Source organism: Methylophilus sp. (genome assembly GCF_035460085.1).
Taxonomy (GTDB): Bacteria; Pseudomonadota; Gammaproteobacteria; order Burkholderiales; family Methylophilaceae; genus Methylophilus.
The window spans coordinates 50,794-76,266 of the sequence record NZ_DATHWZ010000010.1; the positions used below are offsets into that span (position 1 = coordinate 50,794).

Below are 25,473 nucleotides of genomic sequence, written 5' to 3' on the forward strand. Positions count from 1 at the left end.
AAAAGGGGAATGCGATGAACACATCACCATCATGGACTAAACGACCTTCGTTCTGGCAGACGCTAACTACGTATGACTGGCTTTATGCGTTATTGCTGCTGGCTGGCGGATTGTTTTCATACCAGCGTTACGCTGGCTATATGGATATTTATGAAGTTGGCTTCCTGTTTGGGGCCGTGGGCGTATTCAGCTATCTGGGCTGGCGCTGGTCGGCGATAGCCAGGCTGGTACTGGGTGTTGCGATTATCAGTTTGCTGGGTGTTTACAGTTACCAGGGTGATCTTTCTAACGGCAGTCAACGATTCCTGCTTAAGTTCTTGCTGTCCAGCCAGTCTGCAGTGATGTGGATGAATGTCTTGTTCGTTCTCGCGATGCTGACTTATTGGCTAGCACTGTTTCAGCGCTCGGAGTTTACTGCAAAAGTGGCCTCAGCTTTAACCTGGTCGGCAACCCTGTTTGGTTTTGTCGGGCTGATGGTACGTTGGTATGAGTCTTATTTGATAGCACCTGATATTGGACATATTCCGATCAGCAATCTTTATGAAGTATTTATCCTGTTTTGCCTGATCACGGCGTTGTTATACCTGCATTATGAGCAGTTATTCAAAACCAGACAGCTGGGTGGTTTTGTACTGGTAGTGATTAATGCAGCCGTTGGATTTATCCTTTGGTATACCTTTGATCGCCATGCCAATGAAATCCAGCCTTTGGTGCCGGCATTACAAAGTTACTGGATGAAAATTCATGTGCCAGCTAACTTTATCGGATACGGGGCTTTCTCGTTGGCAGCGATGGTCGCCGGCGCTTATTTGCTGGCCAAAAATGGTGTGCTGGCGAGTCGTTTGCCGGCATTGCATGTGCTCGATGACCTGATGTACAAAGCGATTGCCATCGGCTTTGCCTTCTTTACCATTGCCACTATCCTTGGTGCAATGTGGGCGGCTGAAGCCTGGGGCGGTTACTGGTCATGGGACCCGAAAGAGACTTGGGCTTTAATTGTCTGGCTCAATTATGCTGCCTGGTTGCATTTGCGCCTGATGAAAGGTTTGCGCGGTATCGCGTTAGCCTGGTGGGCACTGGTCGGTTTGCTGGTGACTACATTTGCTTTCCTTGGCGTGAATATGTTTTTAAGCGGATTGCATTCATACGGGACATTGTAAATGCGGCAATCTTCAAGGGAAGCTTCTATGCGGTAGGTTATAAAAGTAATCCTTGTATGCTTTAAAGGGCAAGCGTTTGGCGCTTGCCCTTTTGTTTGAACTCTCTAAATTCAAAAGCATTAAAATTAACTAATGTTTATTTTAATTAATAAATGTTAATATTTTGTGCGCTGGGCGGTTTATCAATACCACCACAGCGCTTAATGCTTTCAAAAATAAATATCAGGAGAATTCAAAATGAAGAGGCAACAAGGGTTTAGTTTAATTGAGTTGGCAATTGTGCTGGTAATCGCAGGCTTACTTCTTGCAGGCGTGATGCGTGGGCAGGAGTTGATCGCAAATGCAAAAGTAAAAAGTCTCGCCAGTGATTTCAGGAATATTCCCACTTACTTTTATGGTTATCAGGATAGGTTCCGGGTGTTGCCAGGTGATGATCATGCCGCAGCAACGCATTTGAATGGCGGTACCAGCGCTACAACGGCTGGTCAAACACAAAATGGATTAATTCAAGGTGCCTGGAATTCGGATACCGCCACGGATGAGTCTTTTCTACTATGGCAGCATGTGCGCTTAGGCGGATTAGCCACTGGCGCTACTGACACGGGCAGCACGCAATATATCCCGCGAAACAGCGAAGGCGGCAGATTGGGTGTGACTAGTGTAGATGCGCTAGCTGCCGTGAGCGCAAACACTTTCAACAGTGCGCATGCCATGTGTTCTGATGGGATTTTAGGCAGATATGCCACACAGCTTGATACTATGCTGGATGATGGGTCAGGCAATACAGGCGTGATGCGGATACTGGTGAATGGTACGCAGGGGACTGGGGAGGCTACGCCGCAACCGGCATCGCCATACTTAGTGTGTATGAGTTTTTAGTGTAGAATACAACACATTATTTACTGCAAAAAGCCTGTTTTACGGGCTTTTTGTTTTATACGTTTTACATACAGAATTCTCAATGGTTTCTGATTTAGAATGAGAGCCGCTTGCAAAAGAATCCAACCACATGGCCCAATCAATCGTAGAAATAAAAGATCTTTCCTTTGGTTACAAAGGTAAATTGCTGCATCACGGCATCAATATGACCTTTCCAAAAGGCAAGGTGATTGCGATCATGGGCGGCAGTGGGAGTGGCAAAACCACTTTGTTACGACTGATAGGCGGCCAGCTGAAGCCTACCAAAGGTGAGGTGCAAGTTAGTGGTGAAATAGTGCACAAACAAGACCGTGACGGTATTTACCGCTTGCGCAGAAAAATGGGCATGTTGTTCCAGCATGGCGCTCTGTTTACTGATTTATCCGTGTTTGAGAATGTCGCTTTCCCGATTCGGGAGCATACCGATTTACCAGAAAGCATGATCCGTGACCTGGTATTGATGAAGCTCAATGCGGTAGGTTTGCGCGGTGCGCATGCGCTGCGTCCGACGGAGTTGTCTGGCGGTATGGCGCGACGCGTGGCGTTGGCCAGAGCGATTGCGCTAGACCCCAGCATCATTATGTACGATGAGCCTTTTGCCGGCTTGGACCCGATTTCGATGGCAGTGATCTGCGATCTGATTCGCAGCTTGAACGATGCCCTGGGAGCTACATCAATTATTGTTACCCACGATGTGGAAGAGACCTTCCAGTTTGCGGATTATGTATATTTTGTCGCTAATGGCGTGGTGGCTGCCGAAGGCACGCCTGAAGATTTGCGAAAATCTGAAATGCCGTTTGTACACCAGTTCGTGCATGGCGAAAAAGACGGTCCGGTGCCATTCCATTATGCGGCACCTGAGTACCATGCCAGTTTGTTAAGGGGGGCACGCTGATGCGCAAGATCGAACGGCTGCTCAAGAATCTTGGCGCCGGCTTTATCAATAAAATGTGGCGGTTTGGTGCTGGTGCCCGACTATTCGGCTTAACACTGGTGTCTTCCGGAGAAAGTTTCCGCCGCTTCCGGTTGACGGTGCGTGAAGTGTATTTCACAGGCGTGTTATCGTTGATTATCATTTTAGTGTCGGCATTCTTTGTCGGCATGGTGCTGGCATTGCAGGGTTACCACACGCTGCAAAAATACGGCTCATCAGAGGCGATCGGTGTATTAGTAGCACTGGCGCTGGTACGTGAACTTGGTCCGGTGGTGACTGCACTGTTATTCGCAGGGCGTGCCGGTACTGCCATCACTGCCGAAATCGGTTTGATGAAAGCTACTGAGCAACTTTCTGCGATGGAGATGATGGCGGTCAGTCCGATTGCGCGCGTGATTGCCCCCAGATTTTGGGCGGGGGTCATCGCCATGCCCATCCTGGCAACATTATTCACCATGATGGGTATTCTTGGCGGTTATATGGTGGCCGTGCCTTTGATCGGTGTGGACGCAGGAGCTTTCTGGTCGCAAATGCAGGCTAATGTAGATTGGGAATATGACATTCTGAATGGCGTGTTCAAAAGTGTGGTATTTGGTGTGGCATGTACGATGATTGCCTTGTTTGAAGGCTATGATGCACCGCCGACGGCAGAAGGCGTCAGCCGGGCAACGACGCGTACGGTCGTCACATCGTCATTGGCAGTACTGGCACTGGATTTTATATTAACGGCGTTCATGCTCGGCTAGAAAAATATACTAGATTAAGAGCATTCGTGAGGAGTAGGTATGGAAAAAACAACAATTGATCTATGGGTAGGGATTTTTGTGGCGATGGGTTTTGCTGCATTATTGGGCCTGGCCATGAAGGTCGGCAACCTGACCACCACCAATATCGGTGAAACTTATCTGGTCACGGCGAACTTTGAGAATATTGGTGGTCTTAAACCACGTGCGCCAATTAAAAGCGCTGGCGTGGTAGTTGGTCGCGTTGAGGGAATCAAGCTTGATGCTAAAACTTACGAAGCCGTTGTGAGTCTTAACATCGACAAACGTTACAGTTTTCCTAAAGATACTTTCGCGAATATTTATACTGCAGGTTTATTAGGTGAACAGTACGTGGGTTTGGAAGCCGGTGGCGATGAAGCCAGCTTGAAAAATGGTGACAAGATTATCCAGACACAAGATGCTGTCGTTCTGGAAAAGTTGATCAGCCAGTTTTTGTATAGCAAAGCTACTGAAAGTGATGATAAACCGGCGAAAACTGCAGCGGCATCAACCGAAACAGGTGCTGATGCGTTAGATGCCAGTCCATTGGACAAAATTGGTAAGTAATTTAAATGCTTAATAAAGGGAATTCGATGAAAAAATGGTGGATGGCTTGTGCCATGTGGCTGGTAACTGGTGTTGCATTTGCAGGTTTGGCGCCCGATCAACTGGTGAAGAAAACTGCTGATGATGTGATTGATGTCATCAAGTCTGATAAGGATATTCAGGCTGGCAACCAACAGAAGATTTTTACCCTGGCTGAAGAAAAAATCCTGCCTAACTTTGACTTTGACAAAGTATCACGTTTAGTGCTGGGTAAAAACTGGACTAAAGCCACGCCTGAGCAACAAGCGAGTTTCCAGGCCGAGTTCAAAACCTTGTTATTGCGTACTTATGCAACTGCTTTGTCCAAGTATAAAAATCAAACGATTGAGTACAAACCTTTCCGGTTGGAAGCTGGTGCAGAAACCGCAACAGTGAAAACGGCAATTCAGCAACCAGGCGGTGACCCGATTTCAGTTGACTACACCCTCGGCAAAAAAGGCGATGATTGGAAAGTATTTGATATTGTGATTGAAAGTGTCAGCCTGGTGACTAACTATCGTAGCCAGTTCGCACAGGAAATCCGCCAGAACGGTTTGGACAGTTTGAATAAAAAACTGGCTGAAAAAAACAAAGCCGCTACTGGTAAATAATTATTTCTCAAAGGGTCATCGTGGCAACTATCACGCAACAAGAAAATATATTGAGCTTTAGTGGAGACTTAGTGATAAACAATATCAATGATGCTCTGGCTCAGTTGCAGACCTTGCGCCTTGACCCGCCACTAACGTTGGACTTTTCTAAAGTAGAGGAAGTGGATACGGTGGCAGTGAGTCTGATTTTTGAGATTCAGCGACAGTTTCATCATGAGCACGCTCATGCCGGCTCAGTCTCGGTGGTTGGGGTGCCTGACAATTTGCGTAGCTTGATGCAGTTATATGGTGTGGATAGTTTCTTGTTAAATTAACCAAACATTTAAGTCAGAAAACCCCAGCTCAGGACAGAGGTGGGGTTTCGTTTTTTTAGGATAGTGAAAGGCAACACCGTGGTGGCAGCCGTTAAGATTCAAGGAATAACCAAGCATTTTGGTGCTTTTGAAGCACTGCGAGGAATAGACCTGACCATACAGCCGGGAGAATTCTTCGCTTTGCTAGGCCCCAATGGTGCCGGTAAGTCGACCCTGATTAATCTTTTATCTGGCCTGATCAAGCCAACCAGTGGCCAGATCAGCATTATGGGGCATGATGTGCAAACGTCATATCAGCAGGCGCGTATGGCTTTAGGTGTTGTGCCACAAGAGCTGGTATTTGACCCGTTTTTTAATGTGCGCGAAATGATGCGCTTCCAGGCAGGATATTTTGGTTGCGGCCCTGAAAACGATGCCTGGGTAGATGAAGTCATTGAAGGTTTGGGTCTCACAGATAAAGCGCATACCAATATGCGCCAATTATCCGGTGGTATGAAACGCCGTGCCCTGATTGCGCAAGCACTTGCACATAAACCGCCTGTCATCGTGCTTGATGAGCCGACTGCCGGAGTCGATGTAGAGTTGCGCCAAATGCTCTGGGGCTTTATCCAGAAGCTCAACCAGCAGGGCCATACGATTATCCTCACCACACATTACCTGGAAGAAGCTGAAACGCTTTGCGAACGCATCGCCATGATGAAAAACGGCAAGATTGTGGCACTGGATACAACAAAACAATTATTACGCACGCATGCTGCCAAGCAGCTGGTATTGCGCCTGGAAGGCGCAGTGCCGGCGCAGCTGCATGCATTTATAAAGCAGCAGCAAGACGATTTAGTCATTTTTAATTTATTTGATATTGCGCAGGTTGAAACGATTTTATCTGCACTGCGTCAAGCGCAAGTGAAGGTGCTGGATATTCAATTGCAAGAAGTGGATCTGGAAGATGTGTTCCTGAATCTGGTGGGTAGTCGTGGAGGTCAGGCGCAATGAAACAATTTTTAAAGTGGCTGAACCCGTTCTACTGGCTGGATAACCAGATCAGTGCGCGCTGGCGTGGCGTCTATACTTTATTCAAGAAGGAATTGCTGCGATTCTGGCGCGTGGCTTTTCAGACCATTGCATCGCCTATTCTTACAGCGCTGCTGTACCTGCTCATTTTTTCACATGTGCTTGAATCACATGTGAAGGTTTACGATCAGGTGAGTTACACGGCTTTCCTGGTGCCTGGCTTGATGATGATGTCGCTGTTACAGAATGCTTTTGCCAATAGTTCATCCAGCCTTATCCAGTCGAAAGTGATGGGGAATATCATCTTCCTGATGCTGACGCCGCTCACCTATATGGAATTTTTCGTCGCGTTTCTGGCGGCATCAATGATCCGCGGCTTAGTAGTGGGTTTGAGTATTTATCTGGTGGCATTATTTTTCGTGGATGTGCCGACGGTGCATCCATGGTGGATCATCACATTCGCGTTGCTAGGTAGCGCATTACTGGGGACCTTTGGCGTGATTGCCGGTATCTGGGCCGATAAATTTGACCAAATGGCAGCCTTCCAGAATTTTGTAATTATGCCGCTGACATTTTTATCGGGGGTGTTTTACTCTATCCACTCTTTGCCGCCATTCTGGCAGGCGGTGTCGCAACTCAACCCGTTTTTCTACATGATTGATGGGTTCAGATACGGCTTTTTCGGCCAAGGCGATGTCTCTCCATGGCTAAGCGTCAGCGTCGTAGGCGTGTTTCTACTGGCATTAGCGTGGGGTTGCCTAAAGATGTTAAAATCCGGTTATAAATTACGTAGTTAACTTGTTAGGGGACAGGTAAAAAGAAGGCGCAAGCTTTGCATGTCATCCCTGACTGAATTGAAATAAAAGCGAGGTTTTGTGTTAACAGCAGCTCAATTGCAGTCGTATATCCTGAGTGGTTTGGAATGCGATTATATAAAAGTGAACGGGGACGATGGAACGCATTTTGATGCAGTGGTCGTCAGCCCTTTATTTGAAGGTAAACGCATGGTGCAGCAGCATCAGCTAGTGTATGCCGCGCTGGGTGACCGTATGCGCGCAGAGATTCATGCGCTCGCCATGCAAACGTATACGCCGGCACAGTGGCAGCAAATGCAGCAGGCATAAGCTGCGTTTTAACAGAATTGATTGGAGAAAATATGGACGCGCAAGCAAAAATCAAAGAAACAGTGACCAATAACAAAGTGGTGCTGTATATGAAAGGTAGCCCGAAATTTCCACAGTGTGGTTTTTCAAATGTGGCGACTCAGATCCTGGATGCCTGTGGCGCTGAATTCGTCGCCGTTGATGTGTTGCAGGATATGGATATCCGCGAAGGGATCAAGCAATATGCTAACTGGCCTACGATTCCACAGCTGTATGTAAAAGGGGAGTTTATCGGCGGTGCTGACATTATGCGTAGTATGTACCAGAGCGGTGAGTTGCAAACGCTGTTGTCGGAAGCATAATCTTGGACAAACTGATTATTGAGGGCGGGGTGCCCTTGCACGGCGAAGTCGTGATTTCCGGTGCAAAAAATGCCGCGTTGCCGATTTTATGTGCAGGTTTGCTGGCTGAAACGCCATTGGTTTTGACTGGTGTTCCCGAATTACGGGATGTGGCTTCGACACTTAAATTGCTTGACACTATGGGCGTGAAGGTCGGCAAAGACAATGACCGAGTCACGCTGGATGCCAGTGATGTGGCATCATTTGAAGCGACTTATGAAATGGTGAAAACCATGCGCGCCTCTATCCTGGTGCTTGGCCCGTTGCTGGCGCGTTTCGGCACGGCGCGTGTTTCGTTACCGGGCGGGTGTGCTATTGGCTCACGCCCCGTTGATTTGCATATCAAGGGTTTGCAAGCAATGGGTGCAGCCATGCATATTACGCATGGCTATATCCAGGCGAGCACATTGCATCTGCCAAACCGCCGTTTACAAGGTGCCACTTATTATATGGATATGGTCACCGTGACCGGCACCGAGAATCTGATGATGGCTGCGGCGCTGGCACAAGGCACAACTGTGCTCGAAAATGCAGCCAAAGAACCAGAAGTGGTAGATCTGGCCGAATGCCTGAATAAGATGGGTGCCAAAATCAGTGGCGCTGGAACAGATACCATTACTATTGAAGGTGTAGAACGACTTGCGGGTGCCGAGCACCATATCGTCTGTGACAGGATTGAAGCGGGCACTTACATGGTTGCCGCAGCGATGACTGGTGGTGAAGTGACATTGAAAAATGCGCGTGCCGACCTGCTGGAAGCGGTCATCGAAAAACTGCGTGAAGCAGGTGCAGAAATCAGTAGCGAGCCTAACAGTATTACGGTCAAAAGTAATGGCCAGTTGAAAGCCATCAATATTCGCACTGCACCGCATCCGGCTTTCCCTACAGATATGCAGGCACAGTTTATGGCGATGAATACCATTGCTGAAGGCGTATCCACCGTAGTGGAGACCATTTTTGAAAACCGCTTCATGCATGTGCAAGAGTTGCAGCGCATGGGTGCCAATATTGAAGTGCAGGGGAATACCGCCGTGGTGAAAGGTATATCTGCGCTCGAAGGCGCTAATGTGATGGCGACTGACTTACGTGCCTCAGCCGGTTTGGTGCTGGCAGGCTTGGTAGCGGATGGTGAAACAGTGATTGACCGTATTTACCATCTTGACCGTGGTTACGAGCGGCTGGAAGAAAAGCTCAATCAATTGGGTGCTAAAGTCCGCAGGTCGAATTAGGTATATAGGCCAATCCGGTTTCTCAGTTCAAATTAAATGATACGCAGGTTAATAACGAATGATTACTATCGCGCTCAGTAAAGGGCGAATTTTTGAAGAAACTACTCCATTGCTGGCTGCTGCTGGTATACGGTCGCTGGAAGATCCAGAGTCTTCACGCAAATTGATTTTGCCTACCAATCGTGAAGACGTGCGATTGATCATTGTCCGTGCCACCGATGTACCCACTTATGTGCAATACGGTGCGGCTGATATCGGCATTGCCGGTAAAGATGTGCTGGATGAGCATGGTGGCGAAGGCTTATACCAGCCATTAGATTTGAATATTGCCAGATGCAAGATGATGGTGGCTGTGCGCGAGGACTTTGATTACGAAGCGAGTATCCGCCAGGGTGCACGCCTCAAAGTAGTGACCAAATATGTAAAAACGGCGCGTGAGCATTTTGCCGCCAAAGGCATGCATGTCGACCTGATCAAGCTGTATGGCTCTATGGAGTTAGGTCCTTTAGTAGGCTTGGCCGATGCAATCGTGGATCTGGTGAGCACTGGCGGTACTTTACGGGCGAACAAGCTTAAAGCGGTAGAAGAAATTGGTGCAATCAGTTCACGCCTGGTTGTGAATCAGGCGTCATTTAAGGTCAATCGCCCTTCGCTACAACCGATTATTGACAGTTTTGCAAGTGCGATCCTGAAAGATTAATGTCATTACGACAAATGATAGATATGAAGATTAAACGTTTAAACACCCAATCTGCTGACTTCCAGAGCGAACTGAAAGCCTTGCTGGCGTTTGAAACCGCACAGGACGATAACATCGACCAAGTGGTCGCCAATATCCTCAAGGATGTAAAAACGCGCGGTGATGAAGCCGTGCTGGAATACACTAACCGTTTTGATAAAACCAATGCAGACAGCCTGGCGCAACTTGAAATCCCGCAGGCAGAATTACAAGCGGCGTTAGCCGGTTTGCCGGTGGCCCAGCGTGAAGCATTACAAACAGCGGCTGACCGCGTGCGTAGCTATCACGAAAAACAGGTCATGCAATCCTGGCAATATACCGAGCCGGATGGCACTTTGCTGGGACAACAAGTCACGTCACTGGATCGCGTCGGTTTGTACGTGCCAGGCGGTAAAGCGGCGTATCCATCCTCTGTGCTGATGAATGCGATTCCGGCTAAAGTGGCAGGTGTGCAAGAATTGATTATGGTGGTGCCAACGCCGAATGGTGAGAAAAATCCATTGGTATTGGCGGCTGCTGCAGTGTGCGGTGTGACGCGTGTCTTCTGTATCGGTGGTGCGCAAGCAGTCGGTGCCCTTGCTTATGGTACAGAAACCGTGCCGCAAGTCGATAAGATTGTCGGCCCAGGGAATGCTTATGTAGCTGCTGCCAAACGGCGTGTGTTCGGCGTGGTCGGTATCGATATGGTGGCTGGGCCATCAGAGATTCTGGTGATCAGCGATGGTAAAAGTAACCCGGACTGGACGGCAATGGATTTATTCAGCCAGGCCGAGCATGATGAGTTGGCGCAAGCCATTTTGCTTTCCCCGAGCGCTGAGTTTTTAGACCAGGTGCAGGCCAGTATTGAGCGGCAAGTCACTGACATGCCACGCCAGGAAATTATCCGTACTTCACTACAAAACCGTGGCGCATTGATCCAGGTAAAAGATTTGGAAGAAGCTGCTGACATATGTAATTTCATTGCGCCGGAGCATTTGGAGTTATCGATGGATGATGCACTGGCTTACAGTAAGAAAGTCAAACACGCCGGCGCTATTTTTATGGGGCGCGATACCTGCGAAGCGCTAGGGGATTACTGTGCCGGGCCAAACCATGTGTTGCCAACCTCACGCACGGCGCGCTTCAGTTCGCCATTAGGTGTCTATGATTTCCAGAAGCGTTCAAGCCTGATCATGGTTTCCAGTGCCGGTGCGCAAACGCTGGGAAAAGTAGCAGCCATCCTTGCATATGGCGAAGGCCTGCAGGCACATGCGCGTAGCGCTGAATACCGTTTGAAATAAGGCTGGCAGATGAGTAAATTCTGGAGCCCGATTGTGCATACCCTGACACCTTATGTGCCAGGTGAGCAGCCCAAGATTCAAAATCTGATCAAACTGAATACTAATGAAAATCCGCATGGGCCTAGTCCTAAGGTGATTTCAGCATTGCAGGCTGAAGCAACTGATAGTTTGCGTCTGTATCCCGATCCGGATTCCGGTCGCTTAAAAGCTGCCATTGCCGAATATCATGGATTGCAAGCTAAGCAGGTTTTTGTCGGTAATGGTTCAGATGAGGTATTGGCACATGTGTTCCAGGCGTTACTGAAGCACGATTTGCCATTGTTATTCCCGGATATCACTTATAGTTTTTACCCGGTGTATTGTGGGCTGTATGGCATCCAATACGAAACTGTGCCATTGAATGCGCAGTTTGAGATTGCCGTTGATGATTACCTGCGCCCTAATGGCGGCATCATTTTCCCAAATCCAAATGCACCAACCGGCATTCCATTGCCTTTAGCCGAAATTGAGCGATTGCTTGTTGCCAATAAGGAAACAGTGGTGGTGGTCGATGAGGCTTATGTGGATTTTGGTACTGAATCTGCTGTTGCCTTGATTAATCGTTACCCTAATCTATTAGTCACCCATACTTATTCCAAATCGCGCTCGTTAGCCGGGCTTCGGGTTGGCTATGCGCTTGGCGATAGCAGTTTGATTGAAGCGCTGATCCGGGTGAAAGATAGCTTTAATTCTTATCCCATAGATCGCTTTGCTGAAGCAGGTGCGATCGCTGCCATTCTAGATGAAGCTTATTTTCAGCAAACCAGGCAGCAAGTCATTGCTGCACGTGAGCAAATGGTTGCGGATTTACAGGCGCTTGGATTTACTGTGCTTCCATCAGGCGCTAATTTTATTTTCGCACAGCATCAGCAGGTAGCCGGTGAGCAACTGGCTTCCAGGTTGCGTGAGCATGCCATCATCGTACGACACTTTAAGAAACCAGCCAGAATTGAGAACTTTTTAAGGGTGACGATAGGCAATAATACACAAAATGCAGCCTTCATTAAGGCGCTCAAGTTACTTTTAAATGGTTGATGTTGCTAAAAGCAAAGTATTTGCTGCAATTTAACTGCTAACATCGCTCAAAAGATTCTTACGACATAAAAAAATGTGTCGCAATATTGTCATTTTGTTGGAAATACGGTTATGATGCACGCTATTGTACATAATGTGCAGTGAGGGTTGCGTTTGCATCGTTGCTGCGCAAAAGTTCATTGGATTTAAAATAGAGCAAACTCGGAGGAAGAAAAATGGCACAAACCCAGATGGCATTAGACTCATTGGATTTTGACGCAACAATCGCTTTAGCGGCTAAAGTTGCGCCACACGTTGATATCCTGGAAATTGGTACACCTTGTATCAAACACAATGGTATCGAACTGTTGAAAGCATTGCGTACTAAATTCCCAAACAACAAGATTTTGGTTGATTTGAAAACCATGGATGCTGGCTTCTACGAAGCTGAGCCATTCTACAAAGCAGGTGCTGACATTTGTACCGTTTTGGGTACTGCTGATGCTGGTACGATCAAAGGTGTCATCGATGCGGCTAACAAATACGGCAAAGAAGCACAAATTGACCTGATCAATGTAAAAGACAAAAAAGCCCGCACTTTAGAAGTGGTTAAACTTGGCGCACACATCATTGGCGTGCATACTGGTTTAGATCAACAAGCTGCTGGCCATACTCCATTTGCTGACCTGGGCCTGGTATCAGGTTTGAAAACAGGTGCTAAAGTGTCTGTTGCTGGTGGTGTTAAAGCCGCTACCACTAAACAAGTCGTTGACGCTGGTGCTGATATCGTTGTCGCTGGTGCTGCAATCTACGGTGCTGCTGATCCTGCAGCTGCTGCTTCAGAGATCACCAAGATCGCTCACGGTGCTAGTACTACTGCCAAAGGCGGTAACAAATTGCTGCCATGGATTATCGCTGCTGTTGCTGCAGTGTTGGTATTCTCTTTGTTGGGCAAAAAATCTGAAGAAGCTGCACCTGCTGCTGAAACTCCAGTGACAGAAGAGGCTGCTCCAGCTGCTGAAATGCCTGCTGCTGAAGCGCCAGCAACTGAAGAAGCTGCACCTGCTGCTACTGAAGAAACTGCACCTGCTGCAGAAGCTCCAGCTGAAGCCAATTAATAGTTAATCTGATCTCTTGGCGATCTTCGGGTCGCCATTAGAATAAAAAAAGCAGTCCTCATGGACTGCTTTTTTGTTTTTAGTGACAGATTTTGCCTGGCCGGGAAGACTTGCTGTAAAATGCCTGTATTATTTGCTAAATCTCTGTGATTACCTTTCCCCACTATGTCACGTCAAGCTGAAGTTACGCGCAATACACTCGAAACCCAAATTACCGTTGCTATTAACCTGGATGGGACAGGTCAGTCGGATTTACAAAGTGGGTTGGGCTTTCTGGATCATATGCTTGATCAAATTGCCCGACATGGCATGATCGACTTGAAGGTACATGCCAAGGGTGACCTGCATATTGACGGGCATCATACCGTGGAAGATATCGGTATCACCCTTGGGCAGGCTTTCTCAAAGGCACTGGGTGATAAAAAAGGCATCACACGTTATGGACATAGCTATGTTCCATTGGATGAGGCGTTGAGTCGTGTTGTGCTGGATCTGTCTGGTCGCCCAGGCCTGGAGTTCGACTGCAAATTCGTGCGTGCCATGATAGGTGAGTTCGATGCAGACCTGTTCTACGAGTTTTTCCAGGGATTTGTGAATCACTCATTGATTACTTTGCATATTGATAACCTTAAAGGTCACAATGCGCACCACCAGGCCGAAACCATTTTTAAGGCATTTGGCCGCGCACTGCGCATGGCAATCACGCCTGATCCGCGCATGGCCGGCATGATGCCATCCACCAAAGGCTCGTTATAACATCGCTTCTTACAAAGACGCTCGTTTAAAGTTGATATTCAAACCATGAATCGTTTGCAAGTGGCCGTTGTTGATTACGGCATGGGTAATTTAAGATCCGTTGCAAATGCCCTGAAAGCAGTTGCGCCAGAGGTAAGTATAGAGGTCACCAGCCACCCTGAATTGATCTCCAAGGCAGAGCGCGTAGTGTTTCCCGGGCAGGGCGCGATGCCTGACTGCATACGTGAGCTTGATATGCGTGGTTTGCGCCAGGCAGTGATTGAAGCGACCCGTGAAAAGCCATTTTTTGGCATTTGTATCGGTTTGCAGATGCTGTTTGAACATTCTGAAGAAGGTGATGTACCCGGCCTGGGTATCTATCCAGGCGAAGTGAAGCGCTTTCCTGCCGAAAAGATGGTGGATACTCAGGGCAACAAGTTGAAAGTGCCGCACATGGGCTGGAGTCAGGTACATCAGGCTGGCAAGCACGCCATGTGGCAAGATATTCCTGACCAGGCACGCTTCTACTACGTGCATAGTTATTACGTAGACCCGGCTGAAGCGGCACTGACAGCAGCAACCACTGCTTATCCATTTGACTATACTTGTGCTATTGCGCGTGACAATGTGTTTGCCGTGCAATTTCACCCGGAAAAGAGTGCAGAATCAGGCTTGCAACTTTTGCGTAATTTTGTAAACTGGAAACCATGATTGCGTTTTCTTATACTTTGTCCAAACCCGTTATATTTCTACACTAAAACAGCATGTTAATTATCCCGGCAATTGATTTAAAAGATGGTCACTGCGTACGTTTGAAGCAGGGGCTGATGGAAGAGTCCACCGTATTTTCTGAAGATCCTGCGGCTATGGCCAGGCATTGGGTAGACCAAGGGGGCAAACGTTTGCATCTGGTTGATTTAAATGGTGCATTTGCCGGTAAGCCGGTCAATGAAAATGCCATCAAGTCGATCGTAGCAGCCGTGGGTGGTGATATTCCTATCCAGTTAGGAGGGGGTATTCGTGATCTGGATACGATTGAGCGTTACCTCGATGATGGCATCAGTTACATTATTATTGGCACTGCCGCCGTCAAGAATCCGGGTTTCCTGCACGAGGCTTGTTATGCATTTCCTGGTCAGATCATGGTAGGCCTGGATGCCAAAGACGGTAAAGTTGCGGTAGATGGCTGGTCAAAACTGACTGGCCACGATGTGATTGACCTTGCAAAGAAATTTGAAGATTACGGTGTTGAAAGTATTGTCTACACGGATATCGGCCGTGACGGTATGCTCACTGGCGTGAATATTGAAGCGACAGTGGCATTGGCACAAGCCTTGACCATACCGGTCATTGCCAGTGGTGGCGTGACCAATCTGGATGATGTGCGCAAATTATGTGAGGTCCAGGCTGAAGGCATCATCGGCACGATTACAGGCCGTGCGATTTATGAAGGCACTTTGGATTTCTCTGCAGCGCAGGCATTGGCCGATGAGCTTAGTACGTAATGGGGTGTGCCAAACGCATAATTCCTTGCCTGGATGTCACTAATGGCCGTGTGGTCAAAGGCGTTAATTTTCTAGAACTGCGCGATGCAGGTGACCCGGTTGAAATTGCCCAGCGCTACAACGAGCAAGGCGCTGATGAGCTCACCTTTCTAGATATCACCGCCAGTTCTGATGATCGTGACCTGATTTTGCATATTATAGAGCGCGTGGCGGAGAAGGTATTCATTCCGCTCACTGTCGGTGGCGGAGTGCGCAAGGTGGAAGACGTCAGGCGTTTATTGAATGCCGGTGCTGATAAAGTGAGTATCAATACCACGGCGGTACTGAATCCTCAAGTGGTAGAAGATGCTGCGAGTCGCTATGGCTCACAATGTATTGTGGTTGCCATCGATGCCAAAAAAGTAGATAACCAGCCTTTTGAGTGGGAAGTGTTTACCCATGGCGGGCGTAACCCAACTGGATTAGATGCTGTTGAATGGGCGCGCAAAATGGTCAGCCTGGGTGCAGGTGAGTTGCTGGTCACCAGCATGGACCGAGACGGTACCAAAATCGGGTTTAATAATCCACTTAACAAAGCAATTAGTGATGCAGTGGCAGTGCCGTTAATTGCTTCCGGCGGTGTGGGTAACCTTCAGCATCTGGTCGATGGAGTGACACTCGGTGGTGCTGATGCAGTGTTGGCAGCCAGCATTTTTCACTATGGTGAATTCACGGTGCAACAAGCGAAAGAGTACATGCGTCAACACGGGTTGGAAATACGATGAGCTGGCTGGATCAAGTGGCCTGGAATGAAGATGGTCTGGTGCCTGTGATTGCACAGGAACAATCTTCAGGCAAGATCCTCATGTTTGCCTGGATGAACCGCGAAGCTTTGCAATTGACGCGCGAGACTGGTCATGCAGTCTATTATTCACGTTCGCGCAACAAACTCTGGCACAAGGGTGAAGAGTCCGGGCATACACAGATCGTGCATGATATCCGTCTCGATTGCGACAATGACGTGGTATTGATCACCGTTGAACAACAGGGCGGTATCGCCTGTCATACCGGACGGCACAATTGCTTTTTCCAGCAGTTGCAAGATGATGATTGGGTGACGGTTGAACCGGTGATCAAAGACCCGAAAGCGATTTACCATGAGTGATGTATTAAATCGACTGTCTGAGTTAATGGAACAGCGTAAATCTGCTGATCCGGCCTCTTCATATGTTGCCAAGCTACATGCCAAAGGCCTGGACAGCATTCTGAAGAAGATTGGTGAAGAAGCGACCGAAACAGTCATCGCGGCAAAGGGCGGCAATGCTGATGAAATCATTTATGAAACCGCTGATTTGTGGTTTCACACCTTGGTGCTGCTAAGCCATGCCGGGTTAAGCGCGCAAGATGTGCTGAATGAACTGGCCCGTCGTGAAGGCTTATCGGGTATCGCAGAGAAAGCGAGCAGGGCAGAATGACTACCGACTGTATTTTTTGCAAGATCGCCGCTGGCAACATACCTTCAAAAACCATTTATGAGGACGAAAACGTCATTGCGTTTCATGATATCCGTCCCATGGCTAAAACACATTTTTTGATTGTGCCGAAAAAGCATATCGAAACACTGAAAGACTGTACTAATGAAGATCAAGGTTTACTGGGCGGGATGATGTTGCTGGCGCCAAAACTGGCGACGGATCAAGGTCTGGTAGGATACAAAACGTTAATGAATGTGGGCCGTGAAGGTGGGCAGGAAGTTTTCCATATTCATTTGCATGTCTACGGTGGTGGCGCTGTAGCATAACCTAACTGGTTAAAGGAGATTGTGATGGGAAGCTTTAGTTTATGGCATTGGTTGATTGTGTTACTGATAGTGGTACTGGTGTTTGGTACCAAGAAACTGCGCAACATCGGTAGTGATGTGGGCGGTGCGGTAAATGAGTTTAAAAAGGCCGTCAATGAAGGTAAAGGCGAGTCTAAGCCAGACGAGTTGTCCGATAGAAATAAATAATCACAGCGATTCATTGTGTTTGATATTTCTTTTTCCGAAATGCTGGTGATCGCTATTGTGGCATTGATAGTGATCGGGCCGGAAAAACTACCGAAAGTCGCCCGCACTGCGGGCGCTTTTTTTGGGCGCTTGCAGCGATTTGTCACGCAAGTCAAAGACGAAGTGAATCGTGAATCGCGCTTTGAGGAGTTGCAAAAGTTGCAGCAAGAAGTGCAGTCTGGTCTGCAGCAAAGTTATGCTGATATCGAGCAAAGTATCCTGCCGCCGGCTGCGCAAGTAAACGAGCCAGTTCTGACGGAAGCCATTAAAAAACCGCGCAAGCCGCGTCAGGCCAAAGTGAAAGAGTTCACACCAGAACAAGCTGTGATCAAGCCACGCAGTCGTTCAAAAGCTGCGAATATGATTGAAAAAACAGAGTCAGTTCCAGTAGAGGAAAGTGCCGCTTCAGAAAACTTGGTAGCAGGCAGAACCACTGCCCGTCGTCCGCGGAAAACAAAGCCGAAAGCCGCTATAGATACGGCGGATATGTTTACAGATGAACATAAATCCTGAGTAACTGTTTGTTCATGACGCCTACCGAAAACTTTATTTCCCATCTTGTTGAATTGCGTAATCGTCTGCTGCGCGCAGTCATTGGTTTGCTAGTTATATTCGTCGGCTTGTTCCCGTTTGCTGACAAATTGTATAGCTTATTGGCCGCGCCACTTTTAGCTAAGTTACCACAAGGCGCTCAAATGATTGCGACAGCGGTCACTACGCCATTCTTTGTGCCTATGAAAGTAACCATGCTGGCGGCATTTCTGATTGCTTTGCCATGGATTCTTTATCAATGCTGGGCATTTGTGGCGCCAGGGTTGTATGCGCATGAAAAACGCATGATGTTACCTTTGCTGGTAGCTTCGCTATTCCTGTTTTTTATTGGCATGGCCTTCGCCTATTTTGCGGTTTTTCCCGTGGTATTTGGCTTTTTAATCGGTAGTGCACCGCAAGGGGTGGCAGTGATGACCGACATTGCGGAATACCTGGATTTTGTGATTGGCTTATTTATGGCTTTCGGTTTTGCATTTGAAGTGCCTGTGGCAGTAGTGCTCATGGCATTGATGGGTTGGGTAACACTTGAACAGCTGAAGGAAGCACGCGGTTATGTAGTTGTGGGTGCATTCGTGGTAGGCGCGATCTTTACACCTCCGGATATTGTTTCCCAATTCATGCTGGCCATTCCTTTGTGGATACTGTACGAGTCCGGATTGCTGGTGGTGCGCTGGCTGCCACCACGTACCAGCAATCCATCTTCTGTATAAGTTATTTGGGTATTTTATTCGGTAGTGGGCGCTTACCTACTACAAGATCGATATCCATTTTCTTGCCATTGCGCAGAATAGATAAAGTCGCTTTCTCACGTGGTTTTAACATCGCAATAATATTGAGCATCGACTGACTGTCAGTCACCGGTTTTCTTTCAATGGCGGTAAGAATGTCGCCTGGACGTAAGCCTGCTTTATCCGCGGGGCTATCCAGTAAAACACCCGCAATCAAAGAGCCATCGATATTTTTTAAATTGAAAGATTCAGCAAGTTCCGGGGTGATGTCTTGTGCTTCAATGCCTATCCAGCCACGGGTGACTGAGCCGCTTGAAGTAATTTGTTCCATGACTTGCTGGGCAATGCTGACTGGAATTGCAAATCCGATGCCCATGCTGCCACCATTTCGTGAATAAATAGCACTATTGATGCCAATCAGGTTGCCGTTGATATCAATTAATGCACCGCCGGAGTTGCCAGGGTTGATTGAAGCATCCGTTTGAATGAAGTTCTCAAAAGTATTGATACCAAGATGATTGCGCCCTAATGCGCTGATAATACCCTGAGTCACAGTTTGACCAACGCCAAACGGATTACCAATCGCCAGTACCACATCGCCCACTTTCATTTGCTCGCTATTGCTAAATGTAATGGCAGGTAGGTTCTTACGATCGATCTTAAGCACGGCGACATCGGTTTCAGGATCAGTGCCTACTACCGTGGCAGATGATTTGCTGCCGTCACTTAATGCCACTTCAATCTGGTCAGCCGAGCTGATGACGTGATTATTGGTGAGGATCAGGCCATCGGCACTGACAATCACGCCACTGCCTAAACTGTTTTCAGGCTGTTCATCTTCTTCTTCCATTTCTTCACCGAAAAAGTGGCGGAATAAAGGGTCATTTTTCAACGCCCGGTGTGGATCCTGGCTGATATGAGCAGTGGTGAAAATATTGACGACTGAAGGTGTGGCCTTGCTTACCGCGCTGCGATACCCCGCTTTTGCGATAGCTGCGGCTTGAATGCCGGAGGTGGATTCCTGAACAATGACCTTCTGGGTGTTCGGCTGCGTCAGCAGGTTGGGATAAAATAGTTTCATCACAAACAGAATACCGAGGCAGACGGTGACTGCTTGTGAGAATATAGTCCAGAGTTGTCGCATGGCGGCCAGAATAGGTTGTCTTAATAATTGATTAGTATATGAGAGTCAGAGATGGAATTGAATCGTCTTGTTAGCGAATTAGCTAATTTTTTGCAAGTTGTCAGATTTCAGGACTATTGCCCGAATGGATTGCAGGTGGAAGGGCGACCGGAAGTGCGGCGCATCGTCACTGGCGTCACTGCCAGCCAGGCATTGATTGATGCTGCCATTGAGGTTAATGCAGATGCGATCATGGTCCATCACGGTTATTTCTGGCGGGGTGAGCCCGCTGAAGTCACTGGTATAAAACGAAAACGCCTCAAGCAACTGTTGACTCATGATATCAGCCTGTTGGCTTACCATTTGCCTTTGGATGCGCACACTGAAGTCGGCAACAATGTGCAACTTGGTAAAGTGCTGGGTTGGCCAATAGTGCGCTATCTCGATGACAAAACCATGTTACCCATGACGGTGTTGCCCGATGACATTTCACTGCAGCAACTAAGCGATCATGTCAGCAAACAATTAAATCGTCAGGCGCAACTGCTGGGCGAGCCCGACCGGCAAGTGCGCACTGTTGCCTGGTGTACCGGTGCAGCGCAATCCTATATACAACAAGCGGTTTCAGCCGATATCGATGTATTTCTCAGTGGTGAAGTATCCGAACCGACCTGGCACACCGTGCAGGAAACTGGTACGGCCTATATTGTAGCCGGGCACCACGCCACGGAGCGTTATGGTATCCAGGCATTAGGGCAGTGGCTGGCAGAAAATTACGGGATTGAGCACATTTTCATAGAAGTAGAAAACCCTATTTAATTTATTAATATCAAAGACTTATTGAATTAAATTTGGCTTGTGTCTGCGGAAAATGTATAATCGCGACTCAAGTTTTAATCACACTGTTACCTCAAAAGGGTAGATTAAGGAAGCCAATGTCAGAAAACAAAATTGACAGCAACTGTTTGTCGTTTTGCGCACCATCTGAGGTGGATTTGCAAAAGCGCGACTTTTTGGTGAAAGCAACTGCTGCCACCGGTGCTGTCGGTGTCGCTGCTGTGGCGGTACCATTTGTCGGCAGTATGTTGCCTAGTGAGCGTGCTAAAGCCGCTGGCGCACCAGTAGAAGTAGATATCAGCAAGCTGAAACCAGGTGAAAAAATGACAGCCGAATGGCGTGGTCAGCCAGTGTGGATTGTACGCCGCTCGCCTGAAATGATGGCCACCCTGGATAAGCATGATGCGGATCTGTCGGATCCGAATATGGAAGTGCCGCAGCAACCTGAATATTGTAAAAACAAGGCGCGCGCGATTAAGCCTGAGTTTGCAGTGATGTTGGGTACTTGCACACATCTGGGCTGTTCACCAAACGACAATTTTGCGACAACTGCGGACTGGCCAGGTGGTTTTGTATGTCCATGCCACGGGTCCAAGTTCGACCTGACTGGCCGGGTATTCAAAGGCTCGCCAGCACCAACTAATCTGATTGTTCCGCCACATCAGTATCTGACAGAATCCACCATTTTGATTGGTGATGACAAAAAGGCGGAGGCTTAAATATCATGGCAAATAATAATAAAACGATTGCCGCTGGCGTGCTGGACTGGGTGGATGCCCGTTTCCCGCTGACCAGTACCATCAAAGGACACCTTACCGAGTATTACGCGCCGAAAAACTTCAACTTCTGGTATTTCTTCGGTTCATTGGCATTATTAGTACTGGTGCTGCAAATTGTCACCGGGATTTTCCTGACCATGAACTACAAGCCGGATGCTGAGTTGGCTTTTGCTTCGGTGGAATACATCATGCGGGACGTATTTGGCGGAAACATTATCCGTTATATGCACTCGACCGGTGCTTCGATGTTTTTTGTGGTGGTTTACCTGCATATGTTCCGTGGCATTATTTACGGTTCTTACAGAACCCCGCGCGAACTGATCTGGCTGTTTGGCGTAGGTATCTTCCTGGTATTGATGGGTGAGGCGTTCTTTGGCTACCTGCTGCCTTGGGGGCAAATGTCCTACTGGGGTGCGCAGGTGATCGTGAACCTGTTCTCTACGGTACCTTTCATCGGCCCGGATTTGTCCGAATGGTTGCGCGGTGACTACCTGGTCTCTGATGCGACATTGAACCGTTTCTTTGCCTTCCACGTGATTGCGTTACCACTTGTGCTGTTGGGCCTGGTGGCTGTGCATATTGTAGCCTTGCATGAAGTGGGTTCTAACAATCCGGATGGTGTGGAGATCAAAAAACATAAAGACAAGGAAACCGGTATCCCGTTAGATGGCATTCCTTTTCACCCTTACTACTCAGTGAAAGATCTGGTTGGTGTGGTGGTTTTCCTGATGGTGTTTTTCGCCATTGTGTTCTTTATGCCGGAAATGGGTGGTTACTTTCTGGAGGCCAACAATTTTGTGCCGGCTGATCCGCTGAAAACGCCTGCGCATATCGCCCCGGTGTGGTATTTCACGCCTTATTACTCGATTTTGCGTGCTGTACCGCCAATCGGTATTTCACAGTTCCCTGGTGTAGTCGCGATGGGTTTGTCTGTGGTGGCGTTTGCTTTCCTGCCATGGCTGGACAAGAGCCCGGTGAAATCCATCCGCTACCGTGGCAAATTATACAAACGCTGGTTGACTGCGTTTGTCATCAGCTTCGTTATTCTGGGTTATCTGGGTACTGTTCCTGGTGATGTCTGGGGACAATTCGGTTCCTGGTTGGGGCGTGCGGATCGCGCAACGGTGATTGCCCGTATTTGTACCGTGGTTTACTTTGCATTCTTTGTCTTGATGCCTTGGTATACCAAAAGAGATAAAACCAAGCCAGTGCCAGAAAGGGTGACATTCTAATGATGAAGAAATTGTTTATTCAGGCATTTGCCGGTGTGGCATTGATGCTGTCAGGCGCTGCTTTCGCGAATGAAGTGCATATTGATGTAACTGCACCGATTAACATGAGTGATAAAGCTTCCTTGCAGCGTGGGGCTAAGATTTTTGTGAATTACTGCCTCAATTGCCATAGTGCCAATTACATGCGCTACAACCGTTTGCAGGATATTGGCTTGACCGATAAGCAGATCAAGGAAAACTTGCTGTTTGCCGGTGAAAAAGTGGGTGAGACCATGCGTGTCAGCATGAATCCAAAAGATGCCAAGAAATGGTTTGGTGCAGCACCGCCTGATCTCAGTGTGGAAGTGCGCGCGCGTGGTGCAGACTGGGTATATGCCTATTTGCGTAGTTTCTACAAAGATGACAGCCGTCCAACCGGCTGGAATAACCAGGTGTTTGATAAAGTGGCGATGCCGCACGTGCTGTATGAGTTGCAAGGTGTGCAAGTGCTGGATCACGAAACGCATACGCTAAAACTTGAAAAAGCTGGCAAATTGAGTCCTGAAGAATATGACCAGTTTGCAGGTGATCTGACCAACTTTATGGCATTTATGGCTGAGCCTGCTAAGCAATCCCGTATGTGGATTGGTGTGTTTGTTTTGCTGTTCTTGTCTGTGTTGTTAGTCTTGGTGAAGAAAATCAAAGCCGAATACTGGAAAGATATTCGCTAACCAGCAACCAAGTCCGACACCAGGGCATTAGGCCTTGGTGTCTTTTTTTATAGGGAAAATAATTATGATGAGATTGTATTCGGGTACCGTCGATCCTTACAGTCACCGTTGCCGTATTGTTCTGTTCGAAAAGGGCATGGACTTTGAAGTCATTGATGTTGACCTCACCAATAAAACTGAAGACCTCGCTATCTTGAATCCTTATGGTGAAGTGCCGGTATTGGTTGAGCGCGACCTAGTGTTGTCAGAAGCCAATATTATTAATGAATACATAGATGAGCGTTTCCCGCATCCCCAACTGATGCCAGCTGACCCGGTCATGCGTGCCCGTGCAAGACTGTATCTTTATAATTTTGAAAAAGATTTGTTTAATCATATTAAAGATATCGAATCTGGTGAAGATGGGCGGGTTGAACGTGCACGCAAAGTGATCCGTGATAACTTGACACAGCTGGTTCCGATTTTCAGCAAGCAAAATTACCTGATGGGTGATGAGTATTCCATGCTGGACGTGGCCATTACGCCGTTGTTGTGGCGTTTAGGTCACTACGGTATTGAACTACCTAACCAGGCTGCACCATTGCTGAAGTATGCCGAGCGTTTGTTCTCGCGCCCTATGTATGCTGAAGCTATGACGCCTTCTGAAAAGGCCATGCGCAAGTAATTTTAGTTCGCATATATACAGCGCGGTGATGTTTTGCCGCGCTGTTTTTTCAAGGAGAACTCAGTATGAGCACATTGATCCCCACCACGGCCTATTTGATACGCGCAATACATGAGTGGTGTGTCGATAATGCATTGACGCCACATCTTTTGGTGAAGGTCAATGCACAAACCCGCGTGCCGATGGCCTTTGTGCAAAATGGCGAAATTGTGCTCAATATCAACTATACAGCAGTGAAGGACCTGCATATTGATAATGATGCGGTCGTGTTTTCAGCGCGCTTCAGTGGCGTCGCCCAGCATATTTATGTGCCTATCGGGCGCGTGGCGGGAGTGTTCGCGCGTGAAAACAGTCAGGGGATGTTTTTTGAGGTAACTGATGGACCTGCGCCAGAGCCAGTGAAAACTGCAGAATTATCAAAGGCTGAAGCGGCTGAGCCAAGTGCACCCAAAAAATCGCATCTTAAAGTCGTCAAATAAGTTTGTGCATTACAAAAAAACTGCTATCACAAAAGCGGCGCAGTCATGATGCAGAATCTTTTGGCTGAGAATAAAAAAATTCTCAAAGCACTAGATAAAACTAATAAAAAAGTGCTATAGTTGCGCCTTTCCGAAATGCCGGGTTAGCTCAGTTGGTAGAGCAGCGCACTTGTAATGCGAAGGTCATCAGTTCGATTCCGATACCCGGCACCATAGATTTAAATACAGTTAGCATTGACGCTGATTGGATTAGCCGCGATAATCGCGGTCGATTTTGGAGGGGTGGCCGAGTGGTTAAAGGCGACGGACTGTAAATCCGTTCTCTCAGAGTACGCTGGTTCGAATCCAGCCCCCTCCACCAAAATTACTGTCTGTGGGCTTTGAGTAAAAGCGGGATGGTGAGAGCCTTCCTTGGGTGTTCTGCATATTGCGGGTGTAGCTCAGTTGGTAGAGCACTTGCCTTCCAAGCAAGATGTCGCGAGTTCGAACCTCGTCGCCCGCTCCAACAGCAATGATTGCATGAAGCGCCCATGTGGCTCAGTGGTAGAGCACTCCCTTGGTAAGGGAGAGGTCGCGGGTCCGATTCCCGCCATGGGCACCAGTTTTGCTCTATGGTGACTTAGGCTTTGGTAACATAGGGCTTAATAGCATCGGTGGTTAAGCAGTGGCGTTTCAGGATGGTGTCATCCGCGTCGCGTAATTTGTGAATAACACAATTATTTATTGGCATTTCAGTATCAATAAAGGAAAACATCATGGCAAAAGGCAAATTTGAACGTACCAAGCCACACGTGAACGTTGGTACGATTGGTCACGTTGATCACGGTAAGACAACATTGACAGCGGCGATCACGACTGTATTGACTAAGAAATTTGGTGGTGA

At 47.9% G+C, this 25,473-nt stretch carries 34 protein-coding genes and 4 tRNA genes; 37 read left to right on the forward strand and 1 reads right to left on the reverse strand.

Translation table 11 applies throughout. The features are described from left to right. Nucleotides 1-14: 14 nt before the first annotated feature. The 26 genes from ccsB to tatC all read left to right on the forward strand — a co-directional run bounded on the left by ccsB (nt 15) and on the right by tatC (nt 18,748). Nucleotides 15-1,160, forward strand: coding sequence for a c-type cytochrome biogenesis protein CcsB (ccsB, locus tag VK958_RS01270; protein ID WP_325238443.1), 1,146 nt, complete (start codon nt 15-17; stop codon nt 1,158-1,160). A 237-nt stretch (nt 1,161-1,397) separates the two neighbouring features. Then, nucleotides 1,398-2,039 (forward strand): type II secretion system protein, encoded by a 642-nt coding sequence (locus tag VK958_RS01275; protein ID WP_325238444.1) that lies wholly within the window; start codon nt 1,398-1,400, stop codon nt 2,037-2,039. A 130-nt stretch (nt 2,040-2,169) separates the two neighbouring features. Next, on the forward strand, nt 2,170-2,973 hold the full coding sequence (locus VK958_RS01280; protein ID WP_055830106.1) for an ABC transporter ATP-binding protein: 804 nt from the start codon (nt 2,170-2,172) through the stop codon (nt 2,971-2,973). Then, complete coding sequence (gene mlaE / locus VK958_RS01285) at nt 2,973-3,758, forward strand: lipid asymmetry maintenance ABC transporter permease subunit MlaE (protein ID WP_325238445.1); 786 nt, start codon at nt 2,973-2,975, stop codon at nt 3,756-3,758. The genes VK958_RS01280 and mlaE overlap by 1 nt, the downstream gene beginning before the upstream one ends. Nucleotides 3,759-3,797: 39 nt before the next feature. After that, nucleotides 3,798-4,343 (forward strand): outer membrane lipid asymmetry maintenance protein MlaD, encoded by a 546-nt coding sequence (gene mlaD, locus VK958_RS01290; RefSeq protein WP_325238446.1) that lies wholly within the window; start codon nt 3,798-3,800, stop codon nt 4,341-4,343. Between the two features lie 26 nt (nt 4,344-4,369). Then, the gene (locus VK958_RS01295; RefSeq protein ID WP_325238447.1) at nt 4,370-4,972 is read left to right on the forward strand and encodes an MlaC/ttg2D family ABC transporter substrate-binding protein; all 603 of its coding nucleotides are present in this window, start codon (nt 4,370-4,372) and stop codon (nt 4,970-4,972) included. Between the two features lie 20 nt (nt 4,973-4,992). Further along, nucleotides 4,993-5,286, forward strand: coding sequence for an STAS domain-containing protein (locus tag VK958_RS01300; protein ID WP_325238448.1), 294 nt, complete (start codon nt 4,993-4,995; stop codon nt 5,284-5,286). A gap of 63 nt (nt 5,287-5,349) precedes the next feature. Beyond that, on the forward strand, nt 5,350-6,279 hold the full coding sequence (locus VK958_RS01305; RefSeq protein WP_414683821.1) for an ABC transporter ATP-binding protein: 930 nt from the start codon (nt 5,350-5,352) through the stop codon (nt 6,277-6,279). Then, nucleotides 6,276-7,094 carry an ABC transporter permease gene (locus VK958_RS01310; protein ID WP_325238449.1) on the forward strand — a complete coding sequence of 273 codons (819 nt, stop codon included), beginning with the start codon at nt 6,276-6,278 and terminating at the stop codon, nt 7,092-7,094. Before VK958_RS01305 ends, VK958_RS01310 begins: the two co-directional genes overlap by 4 nt. 78 nt (nt 7,095-7,172) lie before the next feature. Continuing rightward, on the forward strand, nt 7,173-7,421 hold the full coding sequence (locus VK958_RS01315) for a BolA family protein (protein ID WP_325238450.1): 249 nt from the start codon (nt 7,173-7,175) through the stop codon (nt 7,419-7,421). Between the two features lie 32 nt (nt 7,422-7,453). After that, nucleotides 7,454-7,762 (forward strand): Grx4 family monothiol glutaredoxin, encoded by a 309-nt coding sequence (grxD, locus tag VK958_RS01320; protein ID WP_325238451.1) that lies wholly within the window; start codon nt 7,454-7,456, stop codon nt 7,760-7,762. 2 nt (nt 7,763-7,764) lie between these two features. Beyond that, complete coding sequence (gene murA / locus VK958_RS01325) at nt 7,765-9,030, forward strand: UDP-N-acetylglucosamine 1-carboxyvinyltransferase (RefSeq protein WP_325238452.1); 1,266 nt, start codon at nt 7,765-7,767, stop codon at nt 9,028-9,030. A gap of 58 nt (nt 9,031-9,088) precedes the next feature. Further along, nucleotides 9,089-9,730: an ATP phosphoribosyltransferase gene (hisG, locus tag VK958_RS01330; protein WP_325238453.1), complete on the forward strand. Its 642-nt coding sequence runs from the start codon at nt 9,089-9,091 to the stop codon at nt 9,728-9,730. A 23-nt stretch (nt 9,731-9,753) separates the two neighbouring features. Further along, nucleotides 9,754-11,049, forward strand: coding sequence for a histidinol dehydrogenase (gene hisD / locus VK958_RS01335; protein ID WP_325238475.1), 1,296 nt, complete (start codon nt 9,754-9,756; stop codon nt 11,047-11,049). A gap of 9 nt (nt 11,050-11,058) precedes the next feature. Continuing rightward, complete coding sequence (gene hisC, locus VK958_RS01340) at nt 11,059-12,123, forward strand: histidinol-phosphate transaminase (protein WP_325238454.1); 1,065 nt, start codon at nt 11,059-11,061, stop codon at nt 12,121-12,123. Nucleotides 12,124-12,338: 215 nt separating this feature from the next. Further along, a complete protein-coding gene (gene hxlA, locus VK958_RS01345; protein WP_325238455.1) occupies nt 12,339-13,220 on the forward strand; it encodes a 3-hexulose-6-phosphate synthase in 882 nt (293 codons plus the stop codon). Between the two features lie 165 nt (nt 13,221-13,385). After that, the gene (gene hisB / locus VK958_RS01350; protein WP_325238456.1) at nt 13,386-13,976 is read left to right on the forward strand and encodes an imidazoleglycerol-phosphate dehydratase HisB; all 591 of its coding nucleotides are present in this window, start codon (nt 13,386-13,388) and stop codon (nt 13,974-13,976) included. 45 nt (nt 13,977-14,021) lie between these two features. Continuing rightward, on the forward strand, nt 14,022-14,666 hold the full coding sequence (gene hisH / locus VK958_RS01355; RefSeq protein ID WP_325238457.1) for an imidazole glycerol phosphate synthase subunit HisH: 645 nt from the start codon (nt 14,022-14,024) through the stop codon (nt 14,664-14,666). 53 nt (nt 14,667-14,719) lie between these two features. Next, nucleotides 14,720-15,460, forward strand: a complete 741-nt coding sequence (gene hisA / locus VK958_RS01360) for a 1-(5-phosphoribosyl)-5-[(5-phosphoribosylamino)methylideneamino]imidazole-4-carboxamide isomerase (RefSeq protein ID WP_325238458.1) — start codon at nt 14,720-14,722, stop codon at nt 15,458-15,460. Next, nucleotides 15,460-16,224 (forward strand): imidazole glycerol phosphate synthase subunit HisF, encoded by a 765-nt coding sequence (hisF, locus tag VK958_RS01365; protein ID WP_325238459.1) that lies wholly within the window; start codon nt 15,460-15,462, stop codon nt 16,222-16,224. The genes hisA and hisF overlap by 1 nt, the downstream gene beginning before the upstream one ends. After that, a complete protein-coding gene (gene hisI / locus VK958_RS01370) occupies nt 16,221-16,604 on the forward strand; it encodes a phosphoribosyl-AMP cyclohydrolase (RefSeq protein ID WP_325238460.1) in 384 nt (127 codons plus the stop codon). The genes hisF and hisI overlap by 4 nt, the downstream gene beginning before the upstream one ends. Then, entirely contained in the window at nt 16,597-16,914 is a 318-nt protein-coding gene (locus VK958_RS01375) for a phosphoribosyl-ATP diphosphatase (protein WP_325238461.1), read from the forward strand. Before hisI ends, VK958_RS01375 begins: the two co-directional genes overlap by 8 nt. Continuing rightward, nucleotides 16,911-17,240 carry a histidine triad nucleotide-binding protein gene (locus VK958_RS01380; RefSeq protein WP_325238462.1) on the forward strand — a complete coding sequence of 110 codons (330 nt, stop codon included), beginning with the start codon at nt 16,911-16,913 and terminating at the stop codon, nt 17,238-17,240. Before VK958_RS01375 ends, VK958_RS01380 begins: the two co-directional genes overlap by 4 nt. 24 nt (nt 17,241-17,264) lie before the next feature. Continuing rightward, complete coding sequence (gene tatA, locus VK958_RS01385) at nt 17,265-17,447, forward strand: Sec-independent protein translocase subunit TatA (protein WP_325238463.1); 183 nt, start codon at nt 17,265-17,267, stop codon at nt 17,445-17,447. 15 nt (nt 17,448-17,462) lie between these two features. After that, complete coding sequence (tatB, locus tag VK958_RS01390) at nt 17,463-17,999, forward strand: Sec-independent protein translocase protein TatB (protein WP_325238464.1); 537 nt, start codon at nt 17,463-17,465, stop codon at nt 17,997-17,999. Between the two features lie 14 nt (nt 18,000-18,013). Next, a complete protein-coding gene (tatC, locus tag VK958_RS01395) occupies nt 18,014-18,748 on the forward strand; it encodes a twin-arginine translocase subunit TatC (RefSeq protein WP_325238465.1) in 735 nt (244 codons plus the stop codon). A gap of 1 nt (nt 18,749) precedes the next feature. Here tatC and VK958_RS01400 read toward each other — a convergent pair whose 3' ends face one another. Next, a complete protein-coding gene (locus VK958_RS01400; RefSeq protein ID WP_325238466.1) occupies nt 18,750-19,910 on the reverse strand; it encodes a S1C family serine protease in 1,161 nt (386 codons plus the stop codon). Nucleotides 19,911-19,961: 51 nt separating this feature from the next. On the opposite strand from VK958_RS01400, the gene VK958_RS01405 reads away from it, so the two are divergent. From VK958_RS01405 to VK958_RS01455, 11 genes are all read left to right on the forward strand, one after another. After that, nucleotides 19,962-20,708, forward strand: a complete 747-nt coding sequence (locus tag VK958_RS01405) for a Nif3-like dinuclear metal center hexameric protein (RefSeq protein WP_325238467.1) — start codon at nt 19,962-19,964, stop codon at nt 20,706-20,708. A gap of 116 nt (nt 20,709-20,824) precedes the next feature. Continuing rightward, on the forward strand, nt 20,825-21,445 hold the full coding sequence (gene petA / locus VK958_RS01410) for a ubiquinol-cytochrome c reductase iron-sulfur subunit (protein WP_325238468.1): 621 nt from the start codon (nt 20,825-20,827) through the stop codon (nt 21,443-21,445). 5 nt (nt 21,446-21,450) lie between these two features. Continuing rightward, nucleotides 21,451-22,737: a cytochrome b gene (locus VK958_RS01415; RefSeq protein ID WP_325238469.1), complete on the forward strand. Its 1,287-nt coding sequence runs from the start codon at nt 21,451-21,453 to the stop codon at nt 22,735-22,737. Continuing rightward, the gene (locus VK958_RS01420; protein ID WP_325238470.1) at nt 22,737-23,447 is read left to right on the forward strand and encodes a cytochrome c1; all 711 of its coding nucleotides are present in this window, start codon (nt 22,737-22,739) and stop codon (nt 23,445-23,447) included. The genes VK958_RS01415 and VK958_RS01420 overlap by 1 nt, the downstream gene beginning before the upstream one ends. Nucleotides 23,448-23,511: 64 nt before the next feature. Then, nucleotides 23,512-24,111 carry a glutathione S-transferase N-terminal domain-containing protein gene (locus VK958_RS01425; protein WP_325238471.1) on the forward strand — a complete coding sequence of 200 codons (600 nt, stop codon included), beginning with the start codon at nt 23,512-23,514 and terminating at the stop codon, nt 24,109-24,111. A gap of 65 nt (nt 24,112-24,176) precedes the next feature. After that, a complete protein-coding gene (locus VK958_RS01430) occupies nt 24,177-24,590 on the forward strand; it encodes a ClpXP protease specificity-enhancing factor (protein ID WP_325238472.1) in 414 nt (137 codons plus the stop codon). 137 nt (nt 24,591-24,727) lie between these two features. Next, nucleotides 24,728-24,803, forward strand: a tRNA-Thr gene (locus VK958_RS01435). A 63-nt stretch (nt 24,804-24,866) separates the two neighbouring features. Next, a tRNA-Tyr gene (locus VK958_RS01440) sits at nt 24,867-24,951 on the forward strand. A 68-nt stretch (nt 24,952-25,019) separates the two neighbouring features. Next, nucleotides 25,020-25,095: transfer RNA gene (locus VK958_RS01445), tRNA-Gly, on the forward strand. A 21-nt stretch (nt 25,096-25,116) separates the two neighbouring features. After that, nucleotides 25,117-25,191 (forward strand) — tRNA-Thr (locus VK958_RS01450). A gap of 154 nt (nt 25,192-25,345) precedes the next feature. After that, nucleotides 25,346-25,473 (forward strand): GTP-binding protein (locus VK958_RS01455; RefSeq protein ID WP_254874736.1); only part of this gene is annotated, 128 nt, incomplete at its 3' end.

Bases quoted from the DNA above. Each gene is read 5' to 3' on its own strand.
- ccsB (WP_325238443.1), top strand. From the start codon at position 15: ATGAACACATCACCATCATGGACTAAACGACCTTCGTTCTGGCAGACG.
- VK958_RS01275 (WP_325238444.1), top strand. From the start codon at position 1,398: ATGAAGAGGCAACAAGGGTTTAGTTTAATTGAGTTGGCAATTGTGCTG.
- VK958_RS01280 (WP_055830106.1), top strand. From the start codon at position 2,170: ATGGCCCAATCAATCGTAGAAATAAAAGATCTTTCCTTTGGTTACAAA.
- mlaE (WP_325238445.1), top strand. From the start codon at position 2,973: ATGCGCAAGATCGAACGGCTGCTCAAGAATCTTGGCGCCGGCTTTATC.
- mlaD (WP_325238446.1), top strand. From the start codon at position 3,798: ATGGAAAAAACAACAATTGATCTATGGGTAGGGATTTTTGTGGCGATG.
- VK958_RS01295 (WP_325238447.1), top strand. From the start codon at position 4,370: ATGAAAAAATGGTGGATGGCTTGTGCCATGTGGCTGGTAACTGGTGTT.
- VK958_RS01310 (WP_325238449.1), top strand. From the start codon at position 6,276: ATGAAACAATTTTTAAAGTGGCTGAACCCGTTCTACTGGCTGGATAAC.
- grxD (WP_325238451.1), top strand. From the start codon at position 7,454: ATGGACGCGCAAGCAAAAATCAAAGAAACAGTGACCAATAACAAAGTG.
- hisG (WP_325238453.1), top strand. From the start codon at position 9,089: ATGATTACTATCGCGCTCAGTAAAGGGCGAATTTTTGAAGAAACTACT.
- hisD (WP_325238475.1), top strand. From the start codon at position 9,754: ATGAAGATTAAACGTTTAAACACCCAATCTGCTGACTTCCAGAGCGAA.
- hisC (WP_325238454.1), top strand. From the start codon at position 11,059: ATGAGTAAATTCTGGAGCCCGATTGTGCATACCCTGACACCTTATGTG.
- hxlA (WP_325238455.1), top strand. From the start codon at position 12,339: ATGGCACAAACCCAGATGGCATTAGACTCATTGGATTTTGACGCAACA.
- hisB (WP_325238456.1), top strand. From the start codon at position 13,386: ATGTCACGTCAAGCTGAAGTTACGCGCAATACACTCGAAACCCAAATT.
- hisH (WP_325238457.1), top strand. From the start codon at position 14,022: ATGAATCGTTTGCAAGTGGCCGTTGTTGATTACGGCATGGGTAATTTA.
- hisA (WP_325238458.1), top strand. From the start codon at position 14,720: ATGTTAATTATCCCGGCAATTGATTTAAAAGATGGTCACTGCGTACGT.
- hisF (WP_325238459.1), top strand. From the start codon at position 15,460: ATGGGGTGTGCCAAACGCATAATTCCTTGCCTGGATGTCACTAATGGC.
- hisI (WP_325238460.1), top strand. From the start codon at position 16,221: ATGAGCTGGCTGGATCAAGTGGCCTGGAATGAAGATGGTCTGGTGCCT.
- VK958_RS01375 (WP_325238461.1), top strand. From the start codon at position 16,597: ATGAGTGATGTATTAAATCGACTGTCTGAGTTAATGGAACAGCGTAAA.
- VK958_RS01380 (WP_325238462.1), top strand. From the start codon at position 16,911: ATGACTACCGACTGTATTTTTTGCAAGATCGCCGCTGGCAACATACCT.
- tatA (WP_325238463.1), top strand. From the start codon at position 17,265: ATGGGAAGCTTTAGTTTATGGCATTGGTTGATTGTGTTACTGATAGTG.
- tatC (WP_325238465.1), top strand. From the start codon at position 18,014: ATGACGCCTACCGAAAACTTTATTTCCCATCTTGTTGAATTGCGTAAT.
- VK958_RS01400 (WP_325238466.1), bottom strand. From the start codon at position 19,910: ATGCGACAACTCTGGACTATATTCTCACAAGCAGTCACCGTCTGCCTC.
- VK958_RS01405 (WP_325238467.1), top strand. From the start codon at position 19,962: ATGGAATTGAATCGTCTTGTTAGCGAATTAGCTAATTTTTTGCAAGTT.
- petA (WP_325238468.1), top strand. From the start codon at position 20,825: ATGTCAGAAAACAAAATTGACAGCAACTGTTTGTCGTTTTGCGCACCA.
- VK958_RS01415 (WP_325238469.1), top strand. From the start codon at position 21,451: ATGGCAAATAATAATAAAACGATTGCCGCTGGCGTGCTGGACTGGGTG.
- VK958_RS01420 (WP_325238470.1), top strand. From the start codon at position 22,737: ATGATGAAGAAATTGTTTATTCAGGCATTTGCCGGTGTGGCATTGATG.
- VK958_RS01425 (WP_325238471.1), top strand. From the start codon at position 23,512: ATGATGAGATTGTATTCGGGTACCGTCGATCCTTACAGTCACCGTTGC.
- VK958_RS01430 (WP_325238472.1), top strand. From the start codon at position 24,177: ATGAGCACATTGATCCCCACCACGGCCTATTTGATACGCGCAATACAT.